At 61.8% G+C, this 11,313-nt stretch carries 12 protein-coding genes; 3 read left to right on the top strand and 9 right to left on the bottom strand.

Annotation, left to right across the window (positions count from 1 at the left end; all coding sequences use genetic code 11):
- Positions 1–61 precede the first annotated feature (61 nt).
- Positions 62–151, top strand: a complete 90-nt coding sequence (locus EGO55_RS21550; RefSeq protein ID WP_210766573.1) for an AlpA family phage regulatory protein — start codon at positions 62–64, stop codon at positions 149–151.
- A gap of 106 nt (positions 152–257) precedes the next feature.
- On the opposite strand, the gene EGO55_RS18495 is transcribed toward EGO55_RS21550, so the two are convergent.
- The 9 genes from EGO55_RS18495 to EGO55_RS18535 form a co-directional block, all read right to left on the bottom strand.
- Positions 258–1,508, bottom strand: coding sequence for a type II toxin-antitoxin system HipA family toxin (locus tag EGO55_RS18495; protein ID WP_021690644.1), 1,251 nt, complete (start codon positions 1,506–1,508; stop codon positions 258–260).
- A gap of 6 nt (positions 1,509–1,514) precedes the next feature.
- Positions 1,515–1,856: a helix-turn-helix domain-containing protein gene (locus EGO55_RS18500; RefSeq protein WP_021690643.1), complete on the bottom strand. Its 342-nt coding sequence runs from the start codon at positions 1,854–1,856 to the stop codon at positions 1,515–1,517.
- Between the two features lie 191 nt (positions 1,857–2,047).
- Positions 2,048–2,455 carry a DUF2147 domain-containing protein gene (locus EGO55_RS18505; RefSeq protein WP_021690642.1) on the bottom strand — a complete coding sequence of 136 codons (408 nt, stop codon included), beginning with the start codon at positions 2,453–2,455 and terminating at the stop codon, positions 2,048–2,050.
- 33 nt (positions 2,456–2,488) lie between these two features.
- On the bottom strand, positions 2,489–3,673 hold the full coding sequence (locus tag EGO55_RS18510; protein ID WP_084620099.1) for a phospholipase A: 1,185 nt from the start codon (positions 3,671–3,673) through the stop codon (positions 2,489–2,491).
- Between the two features lie 35 nt (positions 3,674–3,708).
- Positions 3,709–4,482, bottom strand: a complete 774-nt coding sequence (fabI, locus tag EGO55_RS18515) for an enoyl-ACP reductase FabI (RefSeq protein WP_021690640.1) — start codon at positions 4,480–4,482, stop codon at positions 3,709–3,711.
- Complete coding sequence (locus EGO55_RS18520) at positions 4,479–5,666, bottom strand: acetate/propionate family kinase (RefSeq protein ID WP_021690639.1); 1,188 nt, start codon at positions 5,664–5,666, stop codon at positions 4,479–4,481. The genes fabI and EGO55_RS18520 overlap by 4 nt, the downstream gene beginning before the upstream one ends.
- On the bottom strand, positions 5,663–7,087 hold the full coding sequence (locus EGO55_RS18525; RefSeq protein WP_040716212.1) for a bifunctional enoyl-CoA hydratase/phosphate acetyltransferase: 1,425 nt from the start codon (positions 7,085–7,087) through the stop codon (positions 5,663–5,665). Before EGO55_RS18525 ends, EGO55_RS18520 begins: the two co-directional genes overlap by 4 nt.
- A gap of 3 nt (positions 7,088–7,090) precedes the next feature.
- A complete protein-coding gene (locus EGO55_RS18530) occupies positions 7,091–8,848 on the bottom strand; it encodes a PHA/PHB synthase family protein (protein ID WP_021690637.1) in 1,758 nt (585 codons plus the stop codon).
- Between the two features lie 380 nt (positions 8,849–9,228).
- Positions 9,229–9,888 (bottom strand): TetR/AcrR family transcriptional regulator, encoded by a 660-nt coding sequence (locus EGO55_RS18535; protein ID WP_021690636.1) that lies wholly within the window; start codon positions 9,886–9,888, stop codon positions 9,229–9,231.
- 168 nt (positions 9,889–10,056) lie between these two features.
- On the opposite strand from EGO55_RS18535, the gene phbB reads away from it, so the two are divergent.
- Positions 10,057–10,785 carry an acetoacetyl-CoA reductase gene (phbB, locus tag EGO55_RS18540; protein ID WP_021690635.1) on the top strand — a complete coding sequence of 243 codons (729 nt, stop codon included), beginning with the start codon at positions 10,057–10,059 and terminating at the stop codon, positions 10,783–10,785.
- Positions 10,786–10,847: 62 nt separating this feature from the next.
- Positions 10,848–11,309, top strand: a complete 462-nt coding sequence (locus EGO55_RS18545) for a hypothetical protein (protein ID WP_124916817.1) — start codon at positions 10,848–10,850, stop codon at positions 11,307–11,309.
- Positions 11,310–11,313: the final 4 nt, after the last annotated feature.

Below are 11,313 nucleotides of genomic sequence, written 5' to 3' on the forward strand. Positions count from 1 at the left end.
ACAGGGCGGATTTGGCAGTGCTCACGCCGGACTGGATAAAGTTCAACCTGATCTGCGCTGTTTGCTACGAAGCGTAGCAGGCCGGTTTCCTAAGTCGAGATCGCTTGGTCCAAAATGCGCAGTTTGGTTTGAGGCTGAGATTGATGCCTGAATCCACCCGATCGCCAGGATTCAGGCTGGCCTTGTCAGCGCGTGGGGGGCGTCGAGCGCCGTACAGATACCTATTCGCACGTAGGCCAAGTGCGCTTCCAACCCACTCAATTGTCAGTTATTGCAAGGCGAAAGCATGTGGAAAAGCGTGCACGGTCGGCAGGGCTTACCTTGGCCCCTGAGAAGTGCTTCTCCCAACCTGCGGCCACGATCGCACGTATTTCCTCGGCGATAGACTTGGCTTCGTCGGGATTGAGATCAAAACCGGCAGCACCCGCAAGAGCATTGGCTATCGTAGCATCCCTCCCTTGGGGGCCGACGCCCAGGACCAACCGCCGCTCCAGGCCAATCTGGGGTTTGGGCACGACATCGTAGAGCGGCGACAGGCGCCAGCCCTTGCCATCGTACAGGAAACCATGGTTGCGCAGGTGGTCGTCGTCATTGGTGACCAGAATATTGAACACCATCCGACGGAACAGTTCGCGCAAGTCGCGGCGGACCTCGGTGCCATGCTGACGCAGGGCGCCGGCGAGATCTGCATAGCTGTAGCGGCTTACTTCGCTTTCATGGGCGCCGAGCATGGTCAGACCGGATGCGAAGGCCCGTCGTTCTAACCAGTTGCCATGGGAAACACGGTCAAACCGCTCGATCAGGTAAATGTCGCGTTCCAGCACCCGTTTGAAATCGAGTGCGGGTACGTCGATGCCGCAATCCTTTGCGAGACGCATGGTGGCAAGCTCGACCCGGCATTCTGGAAAACTGTCGTTGCGTGCCTGGAACTTGGCGATCCACGGCTGTCCGTTGATCTCAGTCGCGGCCTTTGGGCGCGCACCGCCCAGCGATGATCCGGCTGTCAGCAACCGGCGCAGGTTTTCGTCGAGCTTATCGACATGCTGGGCACGCTCGGCAGATTCAGCCAATTCGTCCAGGGTAAAATGCTCGCCCGGCGCATCGCCATCGCCCCATGGCGTTATGCGCTGGGGGCGCTCGGCTGTTGGGCCGAATGCCAGTGCTCCGACCCGATAGTCCCCTGACGCGAGGATCAGGTCGATGTCATTAGGCAGGCGGTCGCCCATGGCTTTGTACATGAGGTACTGCCCCCAGCCATCAGGAGCAGCATCGCGGATTCCGCCGAAGACGGCGAATCCCTCTTCGGTCTGGAAAACCCGGTCCACACCCGGCTCATGCAGCGGGAGCGCCACGGGATCGACCGGGATCCTGTCCGACCGGGCAAGATATCGCCGACCGTAGGCGAAGGTTGCGTACTGGTTGCGCGGTTCGTCAGTCATCGTCAGCAATCCGGCAGGCACGGGGCCTCCGGGGAGATGGACGAAGACATAGGTGCGCACCGTTGCCATGGTCGATCAGAAATCCAGTTCGTCGTCGCTGACGGCGTGGGTGGTCTTGGGAAGGCGGGCAATATCCTCGCTGATGCCGGCGCGGTCCGTGTCGGGTGCAACAAGCTCGGCGAGGCGTTGCGTCATACCGAAGACATGAAGTGCGCTGGCTAGGACGGCCAGCCCCACGGTCGGATCCCCAGCCTCCAGGCGTTGGAGGGTTTGAACCGAAACAAGCATGCGTTCGGCCATCAAGCGTTGCGGCAACTTGCGGCGGCGGCGCGCGATCGAAATGTCCTTGCCCAGCTGTGCTATGGCGCGCTGGCTCTGGGGCGGCAGACCGCTGGCGGCTCGGGATGCGCGAGACATAGGGCGTGCATGACATATCATTCTAAAAATGTCAATTGAACATGATATGTCATCGCATGATGGGGTCAGATTGTCGCAAGCGATGAGGCGGTGTCCGAATAACGACTACATTTTCGGACGACGTCCTAATCTAAGCGCGGACGCACGAGCTGGGGCTTAACGATGAGTACGATCACTAACCAATGTGATGATCAATCCGTGATGCGTGTCCAAATCTGGGTCCGGCATCCGATACGCCCTGCAAGACAACCCTTGGCCTCAAGTCTATTGGGGTCGAGTTTGGTTATCCTGCCGGTGAAGGTGCGTCCAATGTCGGGCACAAAGACCCTGCCCCGCCAGACGCCCGGCTTCTCTTCCACGAAATCACGGAACAGCCGGGCGCCTTCCAGCGGCTGGGTGCTGCCCTTGCGGGCGTCCGTCTTGGCCTTTTCGCTGGCCCAGACGACAACACCGCATAGCCCGTCCCCGCACGGTTCGGCACGGATATGGACACTATCTGATGGGTTGCGCCAGATAGCGGAGGAATTGTCGTTCGCCGAGGCGCTCCCGCCCGCCAAAGCCAGAACGCCAAGAGCGACAAGCGATTTGCACAAGTTCATAGGCTCGACAGGTCCCTTGAGGAAGGTACTGTATCAACGCACGAGCGCCAGCCCTAGTCGAAAGCGGGTCGTGCGGCGGTTGTAATCCAGCAGGTTCTCACCATAACCCGTAAAGCCCTGGCCGAAGAGATAAAAGTCTGGTCCACCGCCCAGGATCCTGGAAAGAGGGTAGGACAGGGTCGCGTTCAGGGCGCCCTTACCGCTGGAAAAGTTGAACCGGGTCGCGGTGGAGAGGCGCAGGCCATCGTCCTCCCCCAGTTCGACGTAAAGCGAAAGGTTGCCCCGGTAGCGGCGGATGTCGGGATTGTCCGACAGGTCGCCGACGTAAAACGATAGCCGTGGGGAAACCGACAAGCGATAGCGCCCGCTCAGCGGGATGGCCGCCATGGGTGCGAGATAGATCGTGTTGAAACTGCGCGAAGCCGCACCGCTGCGTCCGTTCGATTCGTGCCTGACGCCGCCCTGTCCTGCCAGGGAGATGCCGTTGGCCAGTGTCGTTGGCGGTGTCAGGTAGAAGAGCTCCGGCTGAAAATCGATATTTCGGAAAGGCGATGAATCCGCCCCCAGATCCCAGAACATACGCTGCGTATAGGCAAAATGCAGTCCATCGCGCCATGAGCGGAGTTCACTGCTGGCACGCCTTGTGCCGAAGATCTGGTACTTGAAGCTGATCTGGATCCGCGCATCGGCGTCAGTGCCCGGGCCGTATACGGCATAGATCGGTTCATAGGCTGAAAGGTTGGCAAGAAAGGCGTTGCCGGCCGACCGATCGGATGGAGGCGGCGTGGCAATGGGCGCAACCACACTGGATGTTACGGCGAAGGAGCTCTCATCCTTCGCTATCGGCGCGATTGGTGCGGATCGAACGGCAAGCGCGATCTGCCGCGTATTCCATGCGGGGATGGAGAGGCTCGCCCCATCGAGTGCCTCATCGGTATCACCAGCGATACGATAGGTTGTGCGGCCAAAGCCGCCGGGCGCGATCACCCGGTCCGCCGGAGTTCCCGGCGCCCGCTCGAGCCAGATCACACGGGCATTGCCGAGGGCCGCAATCCTCGCCTCGATCCGGTCAGGCAGGGAGGCCGTCTGCGGGGCATGGCACCCATTGAGCAGTCGCAGTTCCACCAGAACATGCCCATCCTGATCTCGCTGCCCTGCGTCGCTGATCAACACCTCGACCGGTGACGCGGCATGCGCTGTCGAAACGGGAATGCCCATGGCTGCGACGCCTATCCAGAGACTCAAGCGCGGGCTCATGCGAGCAGATGCTGGCCGTTATCGACAGGGATGACAGTACCCGTAATCCGTCTCGCCGCATCGCTGACCAGGAAGGCCGCGAGCGCGCCGACATCCTCGATCTCGACGGGCCGGTGTCCAGGCGCTTCCGCCGCCGCGCGGGCCAGCAGGTCGTCGAACCGGTCGATGCCGCTTGCCGCGCGCGTGGCGATCGGTCCTGGCGAAATGGCGTGCGCGCGGATTCCCTTGGGGCCAAGTTCGGACGCGACATAGCGGGTGGCGCTTTCCAGCGCGGCCTTGACCGGTCCCATGAGATTATAATGGGCAACCACTCGTTCCGAGCCGTAGAAGGTGACGCAGAGCAGGCAGCCCCCATGCGTCATCAACGGCTCCGCGAGTTTCGCCATGCGCAGGAAGCTGTGGCAGGACACGTCCATCGCCATGCCGAACCCTTCCGCAGAACAATCGACGACGCGGCCGTGCAGATCCTCTCGAGGCGCGAAAGCGATCGAATGGAGCAGGAAGTCGAGGCCGCCCCATCTGCGTTCGACCTCGGTGAATAGCGCCTCAAGCTCGCCGGGCACACGGACGTCGCACGGGGCCATCCATTCCACTTTTAATCGTTCGGCGACCGGGGTGACCCAGTCCCTGGCCTTTTCGTTGAGATAGGTTGCCGCAAGGCGCGCGCCGCAAGCCGCAAAGGCTTCGGCGCAGCCCGCCGCGATGCTCTTGTCATTCGCGATGCCGATGACCAGGCCGCGCTTGCCTCTGAGATCGACCAGGGGAGTCATGTGCGTTTCTCCATGATGGTCAGGCTGTGCAGGGCAATCATCCGCTCCTCGTCGGTGGGGATGACCAGAATTTTGACCCGGCTGTCCGGCAGGCTGATGACGGGGCCATGGCCTGCATTGGCAAGCCCGTCGATTTCCAGCCCGAGCCATTCGAGCCTCCGGCAGATCCGGCTGCGGACATCGGCGTTGTTTTCTCCAATGCCGGCCGTGAAAACGAGACCGTCGAGGCCGCCCAGGGAAGCGGTGAGGGCACCGGCTTCGCGCGCGGCACGCCAGGTGAACAGGCTGATGGCTTCCTCCACCTCCGGCGCATCGCTGGCCGCCAGCGCGCGCATATCGCTGGAGATGCCGGACACGCCCAGTAGGCCGGATTGCTTATAGAGGAGCTGTTCGACCTCGGCAGCGCTCATGCCCATCTGTGTCTGGAGATGGAGCACGACCCCGGGATCGATGCTGCCGCAGCGCGTCCCCATCATCAGGCCATCGAGCGCAGTGAAGCCCATCGTCGTATCGACGCTTCGCCCGCCCCGCATAGCGCAGAGGCTGGCGCCATTGCCCAGATGGGCGGCGATGATCCGCCCCCCTGCGAGGGCTGGGTCGATATCGCGCAGGCGGCGCGCGATATATTCGTAGGACAGGCCGTGAAAGCCATAGCGGCGAATGCCCTGATCGTGGAGCGCACGGGGAATTGCAAGGCGCGAGGCCAAGAGCGGCTTGTCATGGTGAAAGGCGGTGTCGAAACAGGCGACCTGCGGCAAATCGGGCTGGAGCGTCCTGATCGCACGGATGGCGGCCAGATTATGGGGCTGGTGCAGCGGCGCGAGCGGACAGAGCGCGTCGAGCGCATCGAGCAGCGCCTCGTCGATCAGGCGAGGCGCGGCGAACTGCGTGCCGCCATGGACGACGCGGTGGCCGATGGCGACGACCTCATATCCGTCGAGGTGGCCCAGCGCCCAGTCGAACAATTCCTTGAGGAGATCCGCGTGCGTCAGGTTCGCGCCGTCGGGCCAGTTGCGATCGAAGATCGTCTCTCCGTCAACCGTCCGGGCGACAAGATGTGGGGCAATGCCGATGCCCTCGATCTTTCCGCCTGCCGAAAGACTCGGCGATCCCTGCGCATCCAGGCCGTACAGCGCGAACTTGATGCTCGACGAGCCAGAGTTGAGGCTGACGACCGCCTTCATGAGGCCACCGTTCCGGCAAGCCCCGGGGTTGCTTTCGTTGCCGCTCGGGCCAGCAGCGCCCCCACCGCACAGGAGGCGAGGCGGGTGCGCAGGCTGTCGGCGCGACTGGTAAGGATGATCGGCACCCGCGCGCCCAGCACCACGCCAGCGGCATCCGCGCCGCCCAGAAAGGTGAGCTGCTTGGCCAGCATGTTGCCCGCTTCCAGATTGGGCACCACCAGTATTTCCGCAATGCCGGCGACAGGCGAGAGGATGCCCTTTTCCTTGGCGGCTGCCGGGCTGATGGCATTGTCGAAGGCGAGCGGCCCATCCAGTTGGCCTCCGGTAATCTGTCCGCGATCGGCCATCTTGCACAGGGCTGCGGCGTCGAGCGTCGATTGCATGGCCGGGTTTACCGTCTCAACGGCAGCGAGGATCGCGACCTTGGGCGCCTTGATGCCGATCACATGAGCAAGATCGATCGCGTTTCGGATGATATCCGCCTTTTCCTCCAGCGTCGGCGCGATATTGATCGCGGCATCCGTGATGATCAGCGGTGTCGGGTGATCGGGCACATCCATCACATAGGCATGGCTGATCCGGCGTTCGGTTCGAAGGCCTGTGGCGGCGGATACCACCGCGCCCATCAGTTCGTCGGTATGGAGCGAACCCTTCATCAACAGCTTTGCCTCGCCCGAACGGACAAGCGCGACGGCCTTGGCGGCCGCATCATGGCTATGGTCGGCCGGAACGATCCGGAATGCTGCAATATCCTTGCCTGCCTCTGCCGCCGCCGCACGGATCCGCGCTTCGGGTCCGACCAATATGGGCGCAATGAGGTTGGCCTCGGCCGCTTCCACGACCGCCAGGATCGCCGCCGCGCTGCATGGATGCGCGACCGCCGTCGTCACCGGGTCGGCGGCGGCGGTCCTTTCCATCAGCGTGCGGTAGCCGCCATGGGCGGACAGACGCACCTCGGGCAGAGCCATGCGCGCACGGCATATCTTCTCCGTCGGCGCCTTCACCTCGGCCTGCCCGGTGATGACGTCCTTTCCGTCCTGGTTCACGCAACGGCAATCGAGCACCACCACCTGATGCTCGGGCCGCTTTTCCAGCACGGTGACGGTGGTGGTGATCGTATCGCCCAGCCCGACGGGGCGGGCGAAGCGCAGCGACTGGCTGAGATAGATCGCACCCGGCCCGGGCAGTTCCGTGCCCAGCACCGCCGAAATCAGCCCGCCACCCCACATGCCATGGGCGATCACCCGCCGGAACATGTCTGTCGCGGCGTAGTCGGCGTCGAGATGCGCCGGGTTCACGTCGCCCGAGACGAGCGCGAAAAGCTGGATATCCTCCTGGGTTAGCGTCCGGGTGGCGCTGGCCGTCTCGCCGAGCGTGATTTCATCGAAGGTGCGGTTCTCGATCATTTGAGGACCGGTCATCATTCAACGCTCCAGCACATAATGGCCGGGCGCGTCGGCGATGGGAGCATAGCCTTTGTCCGCTGCGCCCATGGAGGGAGGAGCAACGGGCTCGCCCGAGTGCTGTTCGAGCCATTCTCCCCATTCGAGCCACCAGGATCCTTGTTTCTCCGCCGCGCGCTCCAGCCATTCGTCCGCATCGAAGGACAAGCCCCCGGCTTCCCGGGTGAGGATGCGATAGCGGCGGCCCTTGTGACCGGGTTCGGATACGATGCCGGCATTGTGTCCGCCGCTGGTCAATATAAAGGTGGTTTCAGCCGGCGCCAGATGATGGATCTTGTAGACCGAATGCCAGGGAGCGACATGGTCGCGCTCGGTGCCGACAACGAACATCGGCTTGTGTAAGGCGTCCAGGGCGATGGTCCGGCCACCGACCTTATATTTGCCTTCGGCAAGATCGTCGTCGAGGAACAGTCGCCGCAGATACTGGCTGTGCATGGTGTAGGGCATGCGCGTACCATCGGCGTTCCACGCCATCAGATCGTTCATCGGCACGCGCTCCCCCATCAGATAGGTGCCCAGCACGCGCGACCAGACGAGGTCGTTGGACTGGAGGATCTGAAAGGCACCGCCCATCTGGCTGGTGTCGAGGAAGCCCTGGCTCCACATCATGTTCTCGAGCAGGTTGAGCTGCCCCTCGTCGATGAAGAGGCCAAGCTCTCCTGGTTCGCTGAACTCGGTTTGCGCCGCGAACAGCGTGACACTGGTCAGGCGCTCATCGCCATCGCGGGCCATGGCCGCGGCGGCGATCGCAAGCAGGGTGCCGCCCAGGCAATAGCCCGCCGCATGAACCGAGGTCGCGCCCGTTATCGCGGCGATGACGTCGAGTGCCGCCATCGGCCCCATCTGCCGATAGGCATCCATGTCGAGATCGCGATCATCGCTTGCCGGATTATGCCATGAAATCATGAAGACCGTGAAGCCCTGGCTGGTGAGCCAGCGGACCAGAGAGTTTTCGGGCGACAGGTCGAGAATGTAATATTTCATGATCCAGGCCGGGACGATCAGGATCGGTTCCGGCCGGACCTTGTCCGTGGTGGGCTCATACTGGATCAGTTCGATCAGCCGGTTGCGGAACACGACCTTGCCCTTGGCGGAGGCGACATTCTCTCCAACCCGGAACTCTTCCGTTCCCACCGGTGGGAGGCCGCGCACCAGATGCTGCATGTCCTCGAATAGATAGCGGAAGCCATCGACCAGACATTGTCCGCCGGTCTCGAGGATCTTCCTTTGCAGCACCGGGTTGGTCGCAAGGAAATTGGTCGGCGCCAGCGTGTCGAGCATCTGCCGCACCGTGAACTCGACCATGTCCTCATGATGACTGGTGACGCCGCCGATGCCGGTGGTCGCCGCATGCCACCATTGCTGGTTCAGCAGGAAAGCCTGGGACAGGAGGTTGAAAGGGGTCTGCTTCCAGATGGGATCGGAGAAGCGCCGGTCCTGTGGCAACGGTTCGATCGCCGGTTTGGCATCAGGGTCGCTGGCGCTGCGCAGGGCATAATCGAACAGCCGGGCATATTTGCGCGCCATCTTGGCGCCCAGTTGCATCTGCTTGCCTGGCGCACTGGCGAGATGCAAGGCCCAGTCGGAAAAGGCCTGGGCAAGGGTAGCCGGAGAAAGCCCGGACGTGGCCCGGGCGATGGCTGCGCCAGCCGCGCGGTCGAGGGTCTCGGCAATGCCGTCGAGTGGGTCGACGGCAGTATTCTGTGCGGGGAGGGCCATGGTCGTTTCACTCCGTGAAGAGGACGCGAATCCTGCCGTTTCCCGGCAGAATCTACATCGTGTAATCCCAGTCCTCTCTCGGCGTGACGCGCCAAAAATCACTTATTCTCTTTATGTTACACATTCACGAGCCGCCTTAGTCGGCCCGCTAGCACAAAATTCCGCGAGCAGTGTTGACAAAAACGGTACCAGTAGGGGCAGTTAATGTATAGCCTTTTCTAGTAGGGGGAATTTCCGTCGCACGGTCGATTCCGTGGCGTCATTAAGAGCGTGGAGCTGGCAAGCCTGGTTCGGATTCGGTCATTTGTGCCGCGCCGGGCATCCGGCTGATGGCAGTCGAGGCCGAGTGGTACTCGGACCGTTATCATCCTGTTCCGGCCTCAGCTTGAGGGGGGGCAAGCGCCTGCCAGGACAATCTCAAGTGTCTTTTCCAGATACTCGTTCTTCGCGGCCGGCGTATTGGCCAAGGTGCGGCGGCGCAGAATTCTGTGGCGCGGGCCCACCACCAGCGCGTCGAACAGCAGGCTCGACAAGAATTCCGGATCCTGCACGATCAGTTCGCCACGTTCCGCGGCATCGTCGAGAATCCGGCGAAAAATCTGAATGCCGGCATGATTGTCGGCCCTGGCCCTGGTCCCGGCTCGGGGGTAGTGCTCAATTGCCCAATAAATAAGCGTTTCATGGCCGATGGTTTCCGGTTTGAGGGCTGCGTTGAGCATTTTCTTTGCCGCTGACAACAACTGCTCCCGGGGTGAACCTTTTGCTGTCGGCCGGGTGACCGGCTTTGCGATTCTTGCGAATCCATGATCGATCACGGCATAGAGCAGATCGACCTTGGATCCGAAGCGCGAATAGAGCGTCCGCTTCGAAACATTGGCTGCTCTGGCGATCACTTCCATGCTGGCGCGGTCGCCACCGTGGGTAATGAGCTGCTCCAGCGCAATATCGAGAATATGGACGCCGAGCCTGGCCGCCAGTTCCTGCGACGGCCGGCCGCCCTTGGGATCGCGCGGCGGCAAACGTCCTTCCCTGCGTCTCATTTGAGTCCTCTCCTATTCGATCCTCGATGCCGCATTGATCGAGCAAAGCCTCTTGAACCGCAGTGATCGTTCTGGCAATAACGAAACCAATGCGTATACATCTTGATGATGTCGTGCTGCTGCGTCGTACTATTGCCGACGGAACAAGCAAGGCAAAGGATAAGGCAAATGAGCGGAATTGCACTCGTAACCGGCGGGACGCGCGGCATTGGCGCGGCGATCGCCAGGGCCATGAGCGCCGAAGGCTATTCCGTTGCGGCGGTCTATCATGGCGATGATTCCGCGGCCGAACGCTTCCATGAGGAAGCCCGGATCCCGGTTTTCAAATGGGATGTCGCCGACGAAGCCGCCTGCGTCAAAGGCGTAAGCGAGGTAGAAGAGCAGTTCGGGGCGATTACGGTGCTGGTCAACAATGCCGGAATTACGCGCGACAGCATGTTTCACAGGATGGACTGGGCGCAGTGGCGAGCAGTGCTGTCCACCAATCTCGATTCCATGTTCACAATGACCCGTGCGCTGATCGAGGGGATGCGCGAGCGACGCTTTGGCCGCATCATCAATATCTCCTCGATCAACGGCCAGAAGGGGCAGGTTGGGCAAACCAATTATTCCGCGGCCAAGGCCGGGGTGATCGGTTTCACCAAGGCGCTGGCGCAGGAAAATGCGTCGCGTGGGATCACCGTCAACGCCATTTGCCCAGGCTATGTCGACACGGATATGGTCGCGCACGTCAAGCCGGAAGTGCGCGATGCCATCATCGCACAGATACCGGTCGGCCGCCTGGGTGCACCGCAGGAAATCGCGGACGCCGTCTGCTATCTGGCTTCGCCCAGGGCGGCCTTTTGTACGGGCGCAATACTCACCATCAACGGCGGACAGTATATCGCCAATGGCTGAAGTGCGAGACAATTACGGGGATACCCCAATGGTGCTGGCGGCGCGAGCCGCGCATTCCAGCCTTGCTTCTGCTTGCCCATCTTCTTCGAAACCAACTCAGAAGGGATCATCGCATGACCTACCCAGTTGACCAGATTCTTCACCTCATGAAAGCAAATGGCCAGTTCATGCTGAAACTTGCCGATATCACCCGCGGCAGTAGTCAGGAATATGCCCAGATCGGCACGAAGGCAGCGTCCGAATTTGCCAATCGGTTCCAAACTCTGCAACTTGGCAAAGTGCCGAGCTTCGACAGCGAAGGCGCGCAGCAGATACTGAGCGACATGCAGAAGGTTCGCGAAGAAACGCTCGGGCAAGTGCGCGGCGTTTTCGAGGAATGGCAGGGCGCATGGAGTCAGTTTGTGCCGGCCGATGGCCAGAAGCAGTTTGCCGATACCGTCCAGGGTTTTTTCACACCCTTTTTGAACAAGGGCGAGGAAGCCAAGCCTGCCCCGGTCAAGGCGGGCACCACCAAGGCTGAGTGAGATC

This window comes from Caenibius tardaugens NBRC 16725 (assembly GCF_003860345.1).
Lineage (GTDB): Bacteria > Pseudomonadota > Alphaproteobacteria > Sphingomonadales > Sphingomonadaceae > Caenibius > Caenibius tardaugens.

Excerpts from the sequence above, each read along its gene's own strand:
- EGO55_RS18495 (WP_021690644.1), bottom strand. The coding sequence starts at position 1,508 with ATGGCAACGGTGCGCACCTATGTCTTCGTCCATCTCCCCGGAGGCCCC.
- EGO55_RS18500 (WP_021690643.1), bottom strand. The coding sequence starts at position 1,856 with ATGTCTCGCGCATCCCGAGCCGCCAGCGGTCTGCCGCCCCAGAGCCAG.
- EGO55_RS18505 (WP_021690642.1), bottom strand. The coding sequence starts at position 2,455 with ATGAACTTGTGCAAATCGCTTGTCGCTCTTGGCGTTCTGGCTTTGGCG.
- EGO55_RS18510 (WP_084620099.1), bottom strand. The coding sequence starts at position 3,673 with ATGGGCATTCCCGTTTCGACAGCGCATGCCGCGTCACCGGTCGAGGTG.
- fabI (WP_021690640.1), bottom strand. The coding sequence starts at position 4,482 with ATGACTCCCCTGGTCGATCTCAGAGGCAAGCGCGGCCTGGTCATCGGC.
- EGO55_RS18520 (WP_021690639.1), bottom strand. The coding sequence starts at position 5,666 with ATGAAGGCGGTCGTCAGCCTCAACTCTGGCTCGTCGAGCATCAAGTTC.
- EGO55_RS18525 (WP_040716212.1), bottom strand. The coding sequence starts at position 7,087 with ATGACCGGTCCTCAAATGATCGAGAACCGCACCTTCGATGAAATCACG.
- EGO55_RS18530 (WP_021690637.1), bottom strand. The coding sequence starts at position 8,848 with ATGGCCCTCCCCGCACAGAATACTGCCGTCGACCCACTCGACGGCATT.
- EGO55_RS18535 (WP_021690636.1), bottom strand. The coding sequence starts at position 9,888 with ATGAGACGCAGGGAAGGACGTTTGCCGCCGCGCGATCCCAAGGGCGGC.
- phbB (WP_021690635.1), top strand. The coding sequence starts at position 10,057 with ATGAGCGGAATTGCACTCGTAACCGGCGGGACGCGCGGCATTGGCGCG.